Annotated in this window: 12 protein-coding genes; 7 read left to right on the top strand and 5 right to left on the bottom strand. The window is 69.6% G+C overall.

The features are described from left to right. Positions 1–32 precede the first annotated feature (32 nt). The 3 genes from EGK76_RS12515 to rpoH all read left to right on the top strand — a co-directional run bounded on the left by EGK76_RS12515 (position 33) and on the right by rpoH (position 5,669). Positions 33–1,151: a UDP-N-acetylglucosamine--N-acetylmuramyl-(pentapeptide) pyrophosphoryl-undecaprenol N-acetylglucosamine transferase gene (locus tag EGK76_RS12515; protein WP_096297204.1), complete on the top strand. Its 1,119-nt coding sequence runs from the start codon at positions 33–35 to the stop codon at positions 1,149–1,151. A gap of 684 nt (positions 1,152–1,835) precedes the next feature. Then, entirely contained in the window at positions 1,836–4,607 is a 2,772-nt protein-coding gene (glnE, locus tag EGK76_RS12510) for a bifunctional [glutamate--ammonia ligase]-adenylyl-L-tyrosine phosphorylase/[glutamate--ammonia-ligase] adenylyltransferase (protein ID WP_123832882.1), read from the top strand. 183 nt (positions 4,608–4,790) lie between these two features. Further along, positions 4,791–5,669, top strand: a complete 879-nt coding sequence (gene rpoH, locus EGK76_RS12505; protein WP_096297205.1) for an RNA polymerase sigma factor RpoH — start codon at positions 4,791–4,793, stop codon at positions 5,667–5,669. Between the two features lie 85 nt (positions 5,670–5,754). Here the strand turns inward: rpoH and zupT are convergent, their stop codons facing one another. From zupT to EGK76_RS12485, 4 genes are all read right to left on the bottom strand, one after another. After that, positions 5,755–6,564: a zinc transporter ZupT gene (zupT, locus tag EGK76_RS12500; RefSeq protein WP_123832824.1), complete on the bottom strand. Its 810-nt coding sequence runs from the start codon at positions 6,562–6,564 to the stop codon at positions 5,755–5,757. A gap of 361 nt (positions 6,565–6,925) precedes the next feature. After that, positions 6,926–9,763, bottom strand: coding sequence for a valine--tRNA ligase (locus EGK76_RS12495; protein WP_123832823.1), 2,838 nt, complete (start codon positions 9,761–9,763; stop codon positions 6,926–6,928). Positions 9,764–9,901: 138 nt separating this feature from the next. After that, positions 9,902–10,327 (bottom strand): DNA polymerase III subunit chi, encoded by a 426-nt coding sequence (locus EGK76_RS12490; RefSeq protein WP_123832822.1) that lies wholly within the window; start codon positions 10,325–10,327, stop codon positions 9,902–9,904. A gap of 67 nt (positions 10,328–10,394) precedes the next feature. After that, a complete protein-coding gene (locus EGK76_RS12485) occupies positions 10,395–11,873 on the bottom strand; it encodes a leucyl aminopeptidase (protein WP_096297209.1) in 1,479 nt (492 codons plus the stop codon). Positions 11,874–12,008: 135 nt separating this feature from the next. On the opposite strand from EGK76_RS12485, the gene lptF reads away from it, so the two are divergent. Together lptF and lptG are read left to right on the top strand one after the other, a co-directional pair. Beyond that, positions 12,009–13,094 (top strand): LPS export ABC transporter permease LptF, encoded by a 1,086-nt coding sequence (lptF, locus tag EGK76_RS12480; protein ID WP_096297210.1) that lies wholly within the window; start codon positions 12,009–12,011, stop codon positions 13,092–13,094. Further along, positions 13,091–14,200 carry an LPS export ABC transporter permease LptG gene (gene lptG / locus EGK76_RS12475; RefSeq protein ID WP_096300306.1) on the top strand — a complete coding sequence of 370 codons (1,110 nt, stop codon included), beginning with the start codon at positions 13,091–13,093 and terminating at the stop codon, positions 14,198–14,200. Before lptF ends, lptG begins: the two co-directional genes overlap by 4 nt. A gap of 361 nt (positions 14,201–14,561) precedes the next feature. Here lptG and EGK76_RS12470 read toward each other — a convergent pair whose 3' ends face one another. Then, a complete protein-coding gene (locus EGK76_RS12470) occupies positions 14,562–15,053 on the bottom strand; it encodes an RDD family protein (protein ID WP_096297211.1) in 492 nt (163 codons plus the stop codon). A gap of 69 nt (positions 15,054–15,122) precedes the next feature. Here EGK76_RS12470 and xerD point away from each other — a divergent pair, with 69 nt between their 5' ends. Then, positions 15,123–16,097 (top strand): site-specific tyrosine recombinase XerD, encoded by a 975-nt coding sequence (gene xerD, locus EGK76_RS12465; RefSeq protein ID WP_123832821.1) that lies wholly within the window; start codon positions 15,123–15,125, stop codon positions 16,095–16,097. A gap of 316 nt (positions 16,098–16,413) precedes the next feature. Continuing rightward, a complete protein-coding gene (locus EGK76_RS12460) occupies positions 16,414–17,226 on the top strand; it encodes a DsbC family protein (protein ID WP_096297213.1) in 813 nt (270 codons plus the stop codon). The last annotated feature ends 51 nt before the right edge of the window (positions 17,227–17,277 follow it).

The following is a 17,277-nucleotide window of genomic DNA, read 5'->3' as shown; positions in this document are numbered from 1 at the left end:
TAGTCGTGCGCCGTACCGGAACACGCCGTCCCATGTCGCATGCGCCTTCTTCGTCCTTGCCCACCGTCGCCTGCGCCGCCGGCGGCACCGGGGGGCACCTGTTTCCCGCCGAGGCGCTGGCGCGGGAACTGCAGCGGCGCGGGCATCCGGTGGTGATCTACACCGAACGCCGTGGCGCCGCGTACACGCAGGCGCTGGCCGGGCTCGACCACGTGGTGCTGCCCGCGCGCAGTCTCGAGGGCGGCCTGGCCGGAAAGCTTGCCGCCGGCCTGACCATCCTTCGCGCGACTGCCCTGGCGCGCGCCGACATGGTGCGTCGCCGGGTGCGCCTGCTGGTGGGGTTCGGCGGCTATCCGAGCTTCGCGCCCGCATTGGCCGCGAAAAGCCGGGCGCTGCCGCTGTTGCTGCACGAGCAGGGCGCGCGCCTGAGCATGGCCAACCGCAAGCTGCTGCGCTTCGCCGACGGGGTGGCGACCTCGTTCCCCGCCACCACGGGACTCGACGGGTTCGATCCCGCCCGGATCGTGAATACGGGGAATCCGGTGCGCCAGGCCATTCTCGACGCGCGGGGCGACTATCCATCGCTCGATCCGCACGGCCCGCTTCGCCTGCTCGTCGTCGGCGGCAGCCAGAGCGCGCGGGTGTTCGGCGAAGTGGTGCCCCCGGCCTTGCTGCAGTTGCCCGTGTCGATCCGGCATCGACTGCAGGTGTCGCTGCAGATGAAGGGCGACGCGGTCGCCAGCGTCGAAGCCGCACTGCAGGCCGGCGGTATCGAGGCGACGGTGCGCCCGTTCTTCGACGACATGGGCGCGCGTCTGCGTGACGCGCACCTGGTGATCACGCGCGCTGGCGCGACGACCGCCGCCGATCTGCTGAGCATGGGCCGCCCCGCGGTACTCGTACCGATTCCGCAGGGCGGTTCGCGCGACGAACAGCGCCGCAATGCCGAGACCCTGGCGGCAGCGGGAGTGGGCTGGTGCCTGCCGGAATCGGAGTTCACGCCGGAGCGGCTGTCCGAGCTGCTGGCCGGGGCGTTCGCGTCGCCCACCGTGCTGCCGGACGCGGCACGCGCCTCGGCCGCACTCGGCCGCCCCCAGGCGGCAGCGACGCTGGCCGATCTGGTCCAGGAAACGCTTGCCCGCAATCCCTGAGCGTCCGCGCGCGCGAACCGGGTCACGCTGATGCCGTGCGTCGCCCAGCGGCACGCCGGCTTCCGCGGCGCCTGCGTTCCAGATTTAGCAGCACGCCCGGCAGCCGGACAGCCGGACAGCCGGACAGCCTTCATTGCGATGGTCCGATCGTCAGGGGCGCCGCTCCTGTCGGATCTGGTTCCGGCCCAACTACCCGCCGGCTTGCACAGTTGTCATGGCCGCCGGCCGGCGAGCCGCTCCACGAGCTGGTGGTGGTCGCACGTCCTGCCGCGCGCCGGCATTTCCGTGTCCCCAGTCGGCCGAGTCCGCATCCGCGCCCGGCATCCAGCCGTGTGGACGGGACACCGCGGGCGCTACCGGCTCTGCAGTCGGTGGTGGGCGATGCGCCCGCGTCGGCGGCGTGTCTGGGCGATGAGCGGCGGGGGCGCTCGCAGAGGGACGGCCTCCCCAGGTCGCGATGCTTTCTTGTACCTGCCAGTATCGTTTTGCAATGCAGCGTGCAATGCCCTAACAACTCTTTCACTATCGCCCTGCACCCGACGTGGGGGAGGGAGCAAGCCCGTGACCGGTTCGCCGGAAGCGGGCTTTTTTATTGCCTGGCGTTTGTCGCGCGATGCGCGCCGCACCTTCGCGGCATGGAGTGCGCCCCGCAGCTGGCGCGACGGGCAATGCGACAATCCGTCGATGCACGACATGCCCCCTGAACTCGACGCCCATCTCGACCGGCTTCTGGCCCGCTTGCCGGCGACTGTACGCAGCGATGCCGCCGCGATGGCCCGCGTGTCCCCGGTTGCGCTGGCCAGCGATTTCGCCCTGGAGGTGCTGCAGCGGCAGCCCGACGTGCTGGCGCAACTGCTGGGCGATGATGCGAGGAGCGGCATCGCGGCGCCTGCGCTGACGCCCGCCAACCGCGGGGAGTGGCCGGCCCTGCTGCGCCGGTATCGCGCCGCGTGCTCGGCCCGGCTGGTCTGGCGGGATGTGCACGGGGTCGACGATGTCGATGCGACGCTCGCCGGCAGTACCCGGCTCGCGGAAACCTGCCTGTCGCTGGCGCTGGAGGCGCTCGAAGGCGAGTTCGTCGAGCGCTACGGCCACGTGCGCGATGCCGAGGGTCGCGCGGTCCATCTGGTCGTGTTCGGGCTCGGGAAGCTCGGCGGCGGCGAGCTCAATTTCAGCTCCGACATCGACCTGATCTACGGCTTCGCCGCTGCAGGTGACAGTGATGGCGCGCGCCCGCTGGCCGCCGAGGCCTATTTCACCCGTCTCGGCCAGCAGCTGACGAGACTGCTGGACGAGACCACGGCCGACGGCTTCAGTCATCGCGTGGACCTGCGCCTGCGTCCGTTCGGCAATGCCGGACGCATCGCCCTGAGCTTCGCGGCGATGGAGCAGTACTTCCAGCACGAAGGCCGCGACTGGGAGCGGTATGCCTGGCAGAAAGCCCGGCCGGTCGCGGGCGACATCGAGGCGGGCGAACGCTTTCTCGTCCAGTTGCGGCCCTTCATCTATCGCCGTTATCTCGACTACGGCGCACTCGACGGCCTGCGGCAGATGAAGGCGATGATCGCCGCCGAGGTGGCGCGCAAGGATCTTGCAGACGACATCAAGCGCGGCGAAGGCGGGATTCGCGAGATCGAATTCCTGGCCCAGGCGCTGCAGTTGATCCGCGGCGGCCGCGAGCCGGCGCTGCGCGAGCGCCGGCTGATGCCTGCGCTCGAGGCCCTGCACGCGCATGCGCAGATCGATGCGGACACGCTGGCCCTGCTGCAGCACGCGTACCGCTTCCTGCGCCGGCTGGAAAACCGCCTGCAGATGCTGCGCGACGCGCAGACGCACCGGCTGCCGTCCGATCCGCTGGACCGGCTGCGCGTTGCTCGCGGCCTCGGCCATGTCGACTGGGCCTCGCTCGAAGACGCGCTATGCACACAGCGCGCCGCCGTGGCCCAGGAATTCGATGCGCTGTTCGCGGTGCGCAGCCAGCAGCGCAGCGTCGAGGCCGATGGCGACATCGCCGGCTACTGGAAAGCGCTGCCTGACGGGGGCGCGCCGGCGGTGCTCGAGGCTGCGGGCTTTGCGGATGCGGCGGATGTCGACTCGGCGCTGCGCGACTTCGCCCGTTCGCCGAGCGTGCGCGATCTCTCGGATGCGGCGCGTGCGCGGCTCGACCGCCTGATGCCGGTCCTGCTGCAGGCCTCGGCGCCTGCGGACCGCCCGCTTCAGGCGATCCGCCGGCTGCTCGCGCTGCTGCACAACATCCTGCGCCGGGCCAGTTACCTGGCCCTGCTCGACGAGCGGCCGGCTGCGCTCGCGCGCCTGGTGGGAGTGGTCACGCGCAGCGCGTTCCTCGCCGAGCGCGTGGCCGCCCATCCGCTGCTGCTCGACGAACTGCTCGACGCGCGCGCGGAAGGCCCCCTGCCGCAACGCGGCGATCTGGCGGAGGCCTGCGCACGGGCCCTGCGCCAGCCCGATCTCGAAGCCTCGTTGCTCGCGCTCAACGAGACCCGTCAACAACTCAGCTTCCGGATCGCGCTGGCCACGCTCGATGGGCGGCAGTCCGGCCAGGATGCGACGCGTCAGCTGGCGTGGCTGGCCGACGCGGTCGTAGACGTCGTACTGGCACTCGCCAAGCGCGACCTCGAGGCCGCCCATGGCGCGCTGCCGGACGCGCGCTTCGCGGTCGTCGGCTACGGCAGCCTGGGGGGCGAGGAACTGGGCTTCGGCTCCGACCTCGACCTGGTGTTCCTCTACGACGCCCCGCCGGGGGCGCAATCGGACGGGGCGCGGCCGCTGGACGCGCAGCGCTGGGCGGCGCGACTGGGCCAGAAGATCGTTGCGCTGCTGGGCACCGTGACCGGCGGCGGTCGGCTCTACGACGTGGACGTACGGCTGCGGCCCGACGGCGGTAAGGGCCTGCTGGTGTCTTCGCTGGCGAGTTATTCGGAATACCAGCGCGAGCGGGCGTGGACCTGGGAGCACCAGGCGCTGGTGCGGGCGCGCTTCGTCGCGGGCGACGACGCCATGGCCGCGGTCTTCGAGGAGGTCCGGCGGACGACACTGTCCGCCCCCCGCGATCCGGCCGTGCTGCGCGAAGATGTCGCAGCGATGCGGCGACGCATGCGCGCCGAGCTCGATCGCAGCACCGAGGGGTTCTTCGACCTCAAGCAGGGCGAGGGCGGCCTCGTCGACCTGGAGTTCCTGCTGCAGTACCTCGTGTTGCGCGAGGCCGCCACGCGGCCAGCGCTGCTCGGTCCGCGCGCGACCCCCCTGCTGCTGGAGGCTGCGGGCGCCGAGAACCTGCTGGACCCGGCAACCAGCGCCAGCCTGCGCGCCGCGCACGCGACGCTGCTGGAGCTGGCCCTGGGCTGCAGCCTGGACCGCCGCACCCGGATCGTGCCCGCCAGTCCCGGACTGGCTGCAGCGCGTGAAACGATCTGTCGCGTGGCCCGATGGTCCTGAACAGGCCGCTCTTCATCCGTCAGTTGCAGGTGGGTCCGGATAATCATCCAACTCGCTGCGGCAGCCTCTCGAAAGCCTCATGAGGATCCCCGTCGGGTCTTCCGCAACCATTCCATTTCCAGAACGTTCGGGAACTTCCGCGCGCCTTAGCAGTCTTAGATGGCGACTGCTAACATCCACTCCATGAGTACGCAGACCATGTCCCACGCCCTGGTTGCCAACAGCCTTCCGATTCCCAGCCCGCTTGGTTCGCTGGACGCCTACATCAGCGCCGTGCACCGTATCGAGGTGCTGTCGGTCGAAGAGGAGCAGGCGCTCGCGCAGCGCTACCGCGACCACGAGGATCTCGATGCCGCGCGCGAACTGGTGCATTCGCACCTGCGCTTCGTCGTGCATGTCGCCCGTGGCTACAACGGTTACGGACTGCCGCTCGGCGACCTGATCCAGGAGGGCAACATCGGCCTGATGAAGGCCGTCAAGCGCTTCGACCCCGATGTCGGCGTGCGCCTGGTGAGCTTCGCGGTGCACTGGATCCGCGCCGAGATGCACGAGTTCATTCTCAAGAACTGGCGCATCGTCAAGGTCGCCACGACCAAGGCCCAGCGCAAGCTGTTCTTCAACCTGCGCAAGAGCAAGAAGCGTCTGGGCTGGCTCAATGCCAGCGAGGTCAAGGCGGTCGCCGCGGATCTCAACGTGTCCGAGCGCGAGGTGCTGGAGATGGAGTCGCGCCTGTCCGGCCGCGACATCGGCTTCGACGCGCCTGCAGGCGAGGACGACGACAACGCGCCGCCGGCGCCGGTCGCCTACCTGGTGGCGCAGGACGAGGGCCCGGCCCAAGCCTATGAGCGCAACGACAGCGAGGAGAACAAGCTCGAGCTGCTGCGCGAAGGCATGGCCTCGCTCGATGCCCGCTCGCGCGACATCATCAGCCGCCGCTGGCTCGACGACGAGCACAAGGTGACGCTGCAGGAACTGGCAGACGAGTACGGCGTCTCCGCCGAGCGCATCCGCCAGGTCGAAGCCAACGCGCTGAAGAAGATGAAGGCGCTGTTCGCGGCCTGATCCGTCGCGCCAGTCGGCTACGAAACGGCCCGCGCAAGCGGGCCGTTTTTCTTTGCACCGGGCACGTGGCGTCGCCGCCCCCAGGTCACCACTTGAACAGCACCAGGCTCACCGCCAGCGCGGCCATGCCGCTGACCAGGCCGTATACCGTCTCGTGGCCCTTCGCGTAGCGCTTGGCCGCCGGCAGCAGTTCGTCGAGCGCAAGAAAGACCATCACACCGGCGATCAGCCCGAACACCACGCCGAACACCGGCTCCGACAGGTACGGCCGCAGCACGGCGTAGCCGATCAACGCCCCGATCGGTTCGGCCAGGCCCGACAGCAGGCAGGCCAGGAACGCGTAGAGCTTGTTGTTCGTCGCGAAATACACCGGCACCGCGATCGCGATGCCCTCGGGAATGTTGTGGATCGCGATCGCGAACGCCAGCGGCAGGCCAACGCCCGGGTTCTCGAGTGTCGCGAAGAACGTGGCCAGGCCCTCCGGAAAGTTGTGCGCGGTGATCGCGATCGCGGTGAGCAGGCCGACGCGGCGGATGTAGCTGGTGTTGTGCTCGCGGAAATAGGGGTCGTCCACTTCCAGCCGCTCGTGCGGGTTGGGGACCAGCCGGTCGATGGCGACGATGCACAGCAGGCCGCCCAGAAACGACAGCGTGCCCCAGGTGAAGCCCAGCTGGCCGCCGTAGGCATTTGTGAAGGCCTGGACCGCCTTGTCCAGGATCTCGGTCAGCGACACGTAGACCATGGCGCCGGCGGCGAAGGCGAGGCCGAAGGCCAGCAGCCGGGCGTTGGGCTGCTTGGCGAAGATCACCATCAGGCTGCCGAGCCCGGTCGCCAGGCCGGCCGCGGTGGTCACGCCGAGCGCGATGAGAAAGTTGGAGCTCGAGACTTCGATCATGCGTTGGCCCGGGCGGAGCGTGGAGGCGGGGCGCGACGCCGGTGGACTGCAGTCGCGGGAAGACGCGGCGCCATGCTATCCGAGAGCGCGCGGTTGAGGCGTGTCGACCGTCGGGGCGCCCATCGGCCCAGCTGCGCGTCGCTGGCGCCAGCCACGACCCGCGTGCGTACATGGCCAGCGCCCGCCTGCCGGTGCCAGCGCGGGGCGGGCTGCGCGATGTGGTGCAGCTCCCCGGGACTCGTGCGGTAGTCCCGCATCGCCAGCGCGAACGGGCGGCCCGGACCCGCTTACGCCACGCCACGGCGGCAGCCGCAGCGCGGCCGTGCCCGCCTGTCGGCCCGCGCCTGTGCGCGGGGGACGGTCAGAGCCGCGCGCGCTGCGCGGTCAGCGCGTCGTACTGCGCGGTCCAGTCGACGAGGCGCTGACGTTCCTGGTCGACGACCGCGGCCGGCACCTTGTCGCTGAACTTCGCGAGCTTGGCGGCGCTCTTGTCCTTCTCGCTGGACACCCGGGCGATCTCCTTGTCGAGGCGCGCACGTTCGGCGTCCAGGTCGACCAGGCCCTCGAGGGGCACGAACAGCGCCAGCTCGCCCACCAGTGCGGACGCCGCTGGCGGCAGGTCGGCGTCGGGCGTAGTGCCATCGAGCACTTCGATGTTCGACAGACGGTTGAGGAAGCGCAGCTGGGAGGCGCAGCGTTGCAGGCGCGCGGCGTCGCGATCATTGCCGGCGCGCGCCAGCAGCGGGACCTGCTTCGACGGCGAGACGCCGAGCTCGCTGCGGATTCGCCGCAGCGCGGTGACCATCTGCTTGAGCCACTCGATGTCGGTGGTGGCCTGGGCGTAGTCCGCGACGCGTGCGTCGGATGCCGGGTACGGCTGCAGCGAGATCGTCTCCGCTTCGATGCCGACACGCGGCGCAACCTGGCGCCACAGTTCTTCGGTGACGAACGGGATCAGCGGATGCAGCAGTCGCAGCAGCGATTCGAGCACGTGCAGCAGGGTATGGCGGGTGCTGCCCGCAGCCGCGGCGTCGTCGCCGAGCAGTGCAGGCTTGGCGAGTTCGACGAACCAGTCGCAGAAGTCGTTCCATGCGAATTCGTACAGCGTCTGCGCAAGCAGGTCGAAGCGGTAGCTCTCGAAGTGCGTGCGCGCCTCGTCGGCCGTGCCCGCCAGCCGTGCGAGGATCCACTTTTCGGCATCCGTCGCCGGTTCGAGCGCGCCACCGGGCCGGAAGCCCTCGGTGTTCATCAGCACGAAGCGCGTCGCGTTCCAGAGCTTGTTGCAGAAGTTCTTGTAGCCCTCGGCGCGGCCCAGATCGAACTTGATGTCGCGGCCGGGGCCAGCCAGCGCGGCCATCGTGAAACGCAGCGGATCGGCGCCGTGGGCGGCGATGCCCTCGGGGAATTCCTTGCGCGTGGCCTTTTCGATCTTCGGCGCGTCCTTGGGCTTCATGAGCCCGGTGGTGCGCTTGGCGACCAGGTCCTCGATGCTGATGCCGTCGATGATGTCGAGCGGATCGAGCACGTTGCCCTTCGACTTCGACATCTTCTGGCCATCGCGGTCGCGGACCAGGCCGGTCATGTAGACGTCGCGGAACGGCACCTGGCCGGTCAGGTGGTCGGTCAGCATGATCATCCGGGCGACCCAGAAGAAGATGATGTCGAAGCCGGTGACGAGCACGCTCGACGGCACGAACTGTTCGAAGCCGCGCTCGGCCATCGCAGCCTCGTCAGGCCAGCCCATCGTGTTGATCGGCCACAGGCCCGAGGAGAACCAGGTCTCGAGCACGTCGGTGTCCTGGGTCAGCGCAACATCGGCGCCCAGGCCGGCCTTCGCACGCGCTTCGGCTTCGTCGCGGCCGACGTAGGCGCGGCCATCGGCGTCGTACCACGCGGGAATGCGATGCCCCCACCACAGCTGGCGGCTGATGCACCAGTCCTGGATGTTCTCCATCCAGTGGCGGTAAGTGTTGGTCCAGTTCGGCGGGACGAACCTGACCTCGCCACTCTCGACGAGGTCCATGCCGCGTTTCGCGAAGCCCTCCATCGCGACGAACCACTGGTCGGTCAGGTACGGCTCGATGACCTGGCCGGTGCGGTCGCCGCGCGGGACCTGCAGCTTGTGCGGCTTCGTCTCCACCAGGAAGCCTTCCGCTTCCAGATGGGCGAGCACCGCCTTGCGTGCGTCGAAACGGTCGAGACCGCGGTAGCGCTCGGGCGCGTTCTCGTTGAGCGCGGCATCGGGCGTGAACAGGTTGATCATCGGCAGGCCGTGGCGCTGGCCGACCTGGTAGTCGTTGAAATCGTGCGCGGGCGTGACCTTGACCACGCCGGTGCCGAAGGCGCGGTCGACATAGCCGTCGCCGATGACCGGGATGGTGCGGCCGGTCAATGGCAGCACCACCGACTTGCCGATCAGGTGCGCATAACGCGCGTCGTCGGGATGCACCATCGCCGCGGTGTCGCCGAGCATGGTTTCCGGGCGCGTCGTCGCGACGACCAGGTAATCGCGCGTTTCGCGCAGCGTCTCGTTGCCGTCGGCGTCGACTTCGATGTGTTCGTAGCTCGCGCCATCGGCCAGCGGGTAGCGGATCGACCACAGCGAACCGTCTTCTTCCTCGCTGATGACCTCCAGATCGGAGATCGCGGTCTTGAGCACCGGGTCCCAGTTGACCAACCGCTGGCCGCGGTAGATCAGGCCTTCCTCATGCAGGCGCACGAAGGCTTCGACGACGGCCTGCGAGGGCAGCGGATCCATGGTGAAGGTCTTGCGCGACCAGTCACCCGACGCGCCGAGCCGGCGCATCTGGCGCTCGATCGTGTCGCCGGACTGGCCCTTCCACTCCCACACTTTCTCGATGAAACCGTCGCGACCCAGGGAGTCGCGGGTCTCGCCCTTGCCTTCCAGCGCGAGGTTGCGCGAGACCACCATCTCGGTCGCGATGCCGGCGTGGTCGGTGCCCATCTGCCACAGCGTGCGGTCGCCGAGCATGCGGTGGTAGCGGATCAGCGCGTCCTGCAGCGTGTGCTGGAAGGCGTGGCCCATGTGCAGCGTGCCGGTGACGTTCGGTGGCGGCAGCAGGATGGAGTAGGCCGGGCCGTCGCCCTGTGGCTGGAAGACGCCGGACTGCTCCCATTCCGCGTAGAGGCGGGCTTCGAAGGTGCCGGGGTCGTAGCTGGGGGCGAGGGTGTCGGTCATGGTGGCAGGTCGCGTTGGTCTTCTCGGTCACGCGAGAAGGTGCCCGGTGGGCGGATGGAAGGGGTCGCCGGATGCGGCACGCATCGCGCGTGGCGCGCGCCTGCGATCCGGCCGCTCCCGCAGGCGGGAGCGGTGCACTCACATGTCGTACTTGCTGACCTCGAGGCCGGCTGCCTTGTACTGCTTCCAGCGCTCGCGCAGCGGTTCTCGCGCCGAGTCGTCGGCGGGCACCACCTCGAGCACGCGCTCGAAGCCGGGCGGCGCCACCGCATCACGCAGGTTGACGACCAGGGCGCGCATCGGCGCGTCGAAGTCCGGTGTGGCGATCAGGACGGGTGTTTCGTCGTCCTCCTCGTCCATGCCGGCGATCTGGTGCGGGATGTAGGCGTCCTCGCCCATGTCCCACAGCATGTCGTCGAGCGCTTCGGCCTGCGCGGCGTCGCGCGCGAGGACCAGCGTCCACAGGTCGGCCGCATAGGCCTTGCGGACCAGTTCGCAGACCAGGCGCAACGGTCCCTCGCGGAACCGCGGCTTGGCGATCAGATAGAAGTCGGCGCGGGCCATACGGGCAGGCGGCGGGCCGCGATCGGCACTCCGGCGCAATGCGGGAGTGCCGCGTGGCCCTGGCCGGTCAGGCGACCTGGTCCATCAGCCACTGGCTCAGCAGGCCCACCGGCCGGCCGGTGGCATAGGCCATCTTGCCGCTGCCGCTGGCGCTGCCCGCGATGTCGAGATGCGCCCAGCGCTGGCCTTCGGTGAAGCGCGACAGGAAGCAGCCCGCGGTGATCGCGCCGCCCCAGCGGCCGCCGATGTTGTAGACATCGGCGAAGTTGGAATCGAGCATCGGCTGGTATTCATCCCACAGCGGCAGGCGCCAGGCCCGGTCGAACACGTGCTCGCCCGCAGCCAGCAACTCCGCGGCCAGGTCGTCGTGCTTGCTCATCAGGCCGGTCGCCTGCGTGCCCAGCGCGACCATGCAGGCGCCGGTCAGCGTGGCGACGTCGACCAGCGCGGCCGGCTCGAAGCGCTCGGCATAGGTCAGCGCGTCGCACAGGATCAGGCGGCCCTCGGCGTCGGTGTTGCCGACCTCGATGGTCTTGCCCGACATGCTGGTGATCACGTCAGACGGGCGATACGCGTCACCGTCGATGCCGTTCTCGACCGCCGGGACGACGACGCGCAGGTTGATCGGCAGGTCGAGGCCGACCACGGACACGAAGGTGCCCATGACCGACGCCGCGCCGCACATGTCGAACTTCATCTCCTCGATCCCGCCCTGCGTCTTGAGGTTGACGCCGCCGGTGTCGAAGGTGATGCCCTTGCCGACCAGGACATAGGGCTTGGCATCCCCGCCGTTGTTCCAGCTCAGGACGACCAGGCGCGGCCGGTTGGCCGAGCCGCGCGCCACGGCGAGCAGTGAGCCCATGCCCAGCGCTTCCATGTCCTTCTCTTCGAGCACCTCGCAGGAGGCCTTGTCGAAGCCGGCGGCGAATGCCTGCGCCTGCTCACCGAGATAGGCCGGGTTGCAGATGTTGGGCGGCAGGTTGCCGAGCTCGCGGGCGAACTTCACGCCTGCGGCGATCGCCTTGCCCTGGTCCAGCGCCACGGCATCGTCGCCGACGATCGAAATCGCCGCCAGCCGCTCGGGTTCGCGCTTCTTGTTCTGCGCGCCCAGGGTGGCCGTGTAGCGATAAGCGGCGTGATCAGCGGCGATCACGGCCTGGCGGATCTTCCAGGCGGTGTCGCGGCCCGCCACATCCAGGTCGGCCAGCGCGATCGCGGCACTGGCGCTGTTGCCGTCGCGCAGTGCGCGCACGGCGTCGCCGATCGCCTTGAGATACTGCGGCACGCCGAACTTGGCGCGTTCGCCGAGCCCGATCGCCAGCACGCGCGGCGCACTGACGCCCGGCAGGTCGTGCAGCAGGGTCGTGCGGCCGGCCTTGCCGGCCAGATCGCCACGAGCGGCCAGCGCGGCCAGCCGGCCGCCGCTCGCGGTATCGATGGCGGCAGCGGCGCCGGCCAGCGGGCCGTCGGCGAACACGCCAATGACGAGGCAGTCGGCCGACAGGGCGGCGGGCGTCTCGTGGTTCAGGGAGAATTCGAGGGTCATCAACCAGATTCCAAGGAGTGATCGGTACACTTCACGGTCCAGCGCGCGGCGCCCGTGTCAGGCTTGCCGCCGCAGAAGCGCCGTGGTGGCGCGACTGGACGAACCCCCAAGTCTAAAGCAAAGCCCCCACGCCTGATGTCGAAGCTCGACCGATACCTCTCCCGCGAATTGGCCCAGTCCACGTTCGCCGCCCTCGTGGTGCTGCTGATCGTGAGCCTGGGCGGCGTATTCGCAGACGTGCTCAGCGACATCGCCCGCGGTCGGGTGCCGGCCAAGCTGATGCTGGCCCAGCTGGGCCTGCAGGTCATCAATTACCTGCCGCTGATCCTGCCGCTGGGCCTGATGCTCGGGCTGATGATGGGTTTCGGCCGGCTCTACCGCGATTCGGAAATGCCGGTGCTGACCTCGGTGGGCATCGGCCCCCGGCGCCTGCTGCGGCCCCTGGCGCTGGTGGTGGCGCCGATGCTGCTGGTCATCGGCGCGTGCTCGCTGTGGCTGGGCCCATGGGCGCGTGATTATTCGCAGCAGATGATCGAGGCCGGCCAGCGCAGCCTGCTGGTCTCGGGCCTGGAGGCGGGGCGATTCGTCGAGTTCCCGGGCGGCAGCGGCGTGATCTACGTCAATGCGATGTCCGATGACGGCAGCAAGCTCGGCCGGGTCTTCGTCTACCGCCAGGACGAGGACCGCATGGACGTCACCACCGCGCTGAGTGGTGCGCTGAGCATCGACGGCACCGAGCGCTTCCTGCGCCTGGACGAGGGGTTCCGCGTCGAGGGTCCGCTCGACGCCGGCCTCGACTACCGGCTGATGCGCTACGCCAGCAACGAATTGCGCTTGCCTGCAGCGGAGGCGCGGGCGGACGGTGATGACCCCGAGCTGCAGCCGACCTGGGCGTTGCTCGGGGATGCGCGGCCGCAGGCGCGCGCCGAGCTTCACTACCGGCTCGCGCCGGTGCTGCTGACGCTGGCGTTCGCGCTGCTGGCGGTGCCGCTCGCCCGCAGCCCCCCTCGCCAGGCACGCTACGGTCGGATGATGACCGGCTTTCTGGCCTACGTGCTGGGGATGAATTTCATGATGCTCGGCAAGGACTGGGTGGGCGAAGGCCGCATTCCGGTGGCGCTGGGCCTCTGGTGGCTGGTCCTGCCGCTGCTCGGCTTCGCCGCCTGGATGTACTTCACTGACGGCCGGGTCGTCGCACCGAAGTGGAAGCGCGCGAAATGAGGCCATTGCTGCGCATCCACGATGTCTACGTCGCCCGCGTCGTCACGGTGATGGTGCTGGCGACCTGGGTGGTTCTGGTCGGCCTCGACGCGCTGATGGCCGGTGTCAGCGAGATCGGCGCCGTCGGTCAGGGTGATTACACCTACCTGGGCGCAGTGACCTACGTCCTGCAGACCTTGCCGCGGCGCGCCTATGTCATGTTTCCCACCGCGGCGGTCATCGGCGCGTTGATGGGCCTGGGGCAACTGGCCGCGACCTCGGAACTGATTGCGATGCGCGCGGTCGGTCTATCGCGCACGCGCCTGAGCGTGTCGGTCGCGCTGCCGCTGCTGGTGCTGACAGCGTTGATGATGATCAACGGCGAGACCCTCGGCCCGATGGCCCAGCGCAACGCGGACAGCATGAAGTCGGCCGCGCGCTCGAGCGACATGATCGTGGGCCGGTATTCGGGTCTGTGGGCGCGCGAGGGCGACACCTTCCTCAACGCCCAGAACGGCAACGAGATCAGCGACGACAGCGGAAGCCGCATCCAGCTGCAGGACGTGCGTCTGTTCGAATTCGCGAGCGATGGCCGTCTGGAATCGGTCGCGCATGCGCAGACCGCCGAGCACAGCGCGGGCGGCTGGGTGTTGCAGGACGTCAAGCGCACCTGGTTCGAGCCCCGCGCTGTCACCCGCACCGAAGCCAACGAGGAACGCTGGGAATCCCAGCTCGATGCGTCCACGCTGGCGGCCAGCGCCAGCAACATCTGGCGGCCCCGCTACATGCCGGCAAGCGAATTGCGGGCGGGCATCGAGTACCGCCATCGCAACCAGCTCGATGCCAGCGAATTCGAGGAACACTACTGGGGCCGCTGGTTCTATCCGCTCAACGTGCTCGCGCTGTGCCTGGCCGCGATCCCGTTCGCCTTCGGCTCGCTGCGAAGCGGCAATGCCGGCAAGCGGCTCTTCATCGGCGTGGTCTTCGCACTGGGCTTCTGGCTCGCCCAGATGCAGGTGGTCAAGCTCGCCGCGGTCTACCACCTCGATTACCGCCTCGCCTACCTGATCCCGCCGGTGGTGATGCTGGTCATCTCCTGGGCGCTGTTCCGCCGACGGAGCGGGTAAGCCGACCGCCGCTCGCGCAGCACTGGCGCGGGGGCGGAAGACGTCCGGCCGGCTTCGCCGCGGATCGGCGCGCGGAGGGAACGAGCCCTTGCGACTGATCACGATCACACGCGGCGAACGCGGTGAGACTCCATTGCTGCAGAAGCGGCGGGGCGCGCGCAGGGACGCCTCGAGCGCCTTGGGGTCTGGCAGAGCCCGGGGGTTGCTGGGCCGCCGGCGTTGAAGGCTTGTCGGCCTGCCGCGCTGGCCCGCGCATGTCGCGCCTGCCAGACCCATTGCCCGATGCGGTGGGACCGGTCCCGTTTCGCGGGGACGGCGCGGACGCCGCGAACCCGCTCAAGCGGGTCATCCCCAATCCCACTCAGCCCTTGCGCGCGGGCTCGCGCATCAGTCGGGTTCCGCTCGCGCGGTCGTGCCAGGTCAGGCGGTCGCGATCGATCCAGGCCCACCAGAACCCCAACCCCCCGGCCAGCAGTGACAGCATTCCCACGCCGAAGCGCAGCCACAGTGCTTTGGTCGACGGGCGTTGGCCTGCGGAATCGCGCACCCGCAGCCGCCATGGCCGCATGCCGAGGGTCTGTCCGCCGGTCCGCCAGCTCGTCACCGCGTACAGGCCGGCGGCGACCACGCAGACCGCCCACAGCAGCCACTGCATCGCACTGAGCGGGCCGATGTTGTGGCGGACATCGCCGGCAATGAGCACGTCGATCAGCACGAACGGCACGGCGATCGCGAAGCACAGCGCGAGTACCGGCCACAGGTCGTAGAACATCGCAAGCAGCCGCCAGCCGATCAACGGGCGGGGCGGGCTGGCGACGGCGACAGTGGTGGCGGAAGCGTCGGGCGCGGACATCGGCAGAGCATAGCGGGAGCTTCGACGCCGGTCGTGCCATCGAAGCTCCCGCCGCCTAAGCTGTGCGTCATGTCCAGCACTGCGACCACACCTGCCGAGCGGCGCGCGCTTGCTGTCGCCCTGCCGGCGTTGCGCGACGACGACCGTCGCGACATCGAGGGATTCCTCGATGCGTTCTGGGCCGAGCACGGCATCGCGAGGCAGACGGCGGACGCATACCGGCGTGACCTCGAAGGGTTCGCGCGCTGGCGCGACGGGCGCGATGGCGGTATCGCGCAGGCCGATCGCGCCGCGCTGTTCGAACATCTCGCCTGGCGTACCCGGCATGGCTGGTCGCCGCGCAGCAATGCCCGCCTGCTGTCGGCGCTGCGCGCGTTCTTCGCCCATCGCCAGCGTCGCCATGGCCGGACGGACGACCCCGCCGCCCTCCTGGACCCTCCGAAGCTGCCGCGTTCGCTGCCCAAGGCGCTGGGCGAATCGGAGATCGAGGCCCTGCTGGCCGCTCCCGACATCGACGACACCGAAGGCCTGCGCGACCGCACCATGCTGGAGCTGATGTACGCCTGCGGCCTGCGGGTCAGTGAACTGGTCGAGCTGCCGACCAATGGCGTGAATCTCCGGCAGGGCGTTCTGCGGGTGACCGGCAAGGGCGAGCGCACGCGGCTTGTGCCGCTGGGCGAGGAGGCCCAGCACTGGCTACAGCGCTATATCGCCGATGCGCGGCCGCTGCTCGCTGACGGGAAGCCTACGAGCGCGACTGCGGGCGAAACCCCGCTGTTCCTCACCCGGCACCGCGTGGCGATGAGCCGCCAGCACTTCTGGTCGCTGGTGAAACGCTACGCGGGCGCGGCCGGTATCGACGCCCGCGTGAGTCCGCATGGCCTGCGGCACAGCTTCGCCACCCATCTGCTCAACCACGGCGCGGACCTGCGCGCACTGCAGATGCTGCTCGGCCACAGCTCGCTGTCGACGACCCAGATCTACACCCTGGTCGCGCGCGAGCAGCTCAAACGCCTGCACGCCACGCATCATCCGAGGGGGTGAGCGGGCGCGTCTGGGGCCGGGTGCGCGACGTGCTTGCCGGCTGGATGGGCGGCGAGGTCACGGCTCACGGCTTTTTCGGCCCTGCTCGCAGCCGCAAGGGTTTCGGCGGCTCGCTGAGGCCGGGCGCGCGATTGGCGGATTGCCCCGGCCGCGGCCAGGCCATCCCGGCGCCCGGCCACGTCATGTCACGTCATTCCGCGGCGCCCTGCCGCATCACCGACGCACGGCGGCCGCCCCAGTGGGGGCCGGAACCGGTTCAGACCTTCGTGCCAGAATGGCGGCTTCCGGGATCCCCCGCTCTTGGTCGCCACATTCGATGAAGCGATACGTGTTCGCGCTGCTCGGCGCCTTCAGTCTGTCCGCCTGCGCCCAGAATCCGGGCGCCTCCGACGCCGCGCCGGCCACCGCGGGTGCGGCGGCATCCACGCCCACCGCCGTCGAAGCACCGGCCGGCTCGCCGGCGGCCAAGGCCCGGGACGCGATCCTGTCGATCAACCCGCAGGTATCGGTCGAGAGCGTCGCCGATGCGCCGCTGCCGGGGTTCCAGGAAGTCATCGTGTCGGGCCAGGTCCTCTACGTCAGCAACGACGGCCGCTACGTGATGCAGGGCAGCCTGTTCGACGCGCGCGAACAGCGCGACCTGAGCCAGGCGGGCCTGTCGAAGCTGCGCCAGCGGCTGCTGTCGGAGGTCCCCGAGGACCAGCGGATCATCTTCGCTCCGGCGAATCCCAAGTACACGGTTTCGGTGTTCACCGATGTCGAGTGCGGCTATTGCCGCCGCCTGCACGAGGAAGTCGCCGAGTACAACAAGCGTGGCATCGCGATCGAGTACCTGGCCTTTCCGCGCATGGGCCCGGGCAGCGACGACTTCCGCCTGATGGAATCGGTCTGGTGCGCCAGCGATCGAAAGCAGGCACTGACCGCTGCGAAGTCCGGCCGTCGGGTCGAGCCTCGTACCTGCGAGAACCCGGTCGCCGCGCATTACGCGCTGGGCCAGCGCGCCGGTCTGACCGGCACGCCGATGATCATTGCCACCGACGGCACCCAGATGCCCGGCTACATGCCGCCCGACCAGCTCCTCGAGGCCCTGCAGCGCCTCGACGGGGCGGCGGTGGGCGGCGCGCGCTGACCCGCGCAGCCGGCCCGCGCTCGCGGTGGGGGCGGCGGGCCCGGCCATTGG

Source organism: Luteimonas sp. 100069 (assembly GCF_003813845.1).
Classification (GTDB): Bacteria; Pseudomonadota; Gammaproteobacteria; order Xanthomonadales; family Xanthomonadaceae; genus Luteimonas; species Luteimonas chenhongjianii.
The sequence above is the reverse complement of the archived record's forward strand: the minus strand, read 5'-3'. Positions and strand labels throughout refer to the sequence as shown.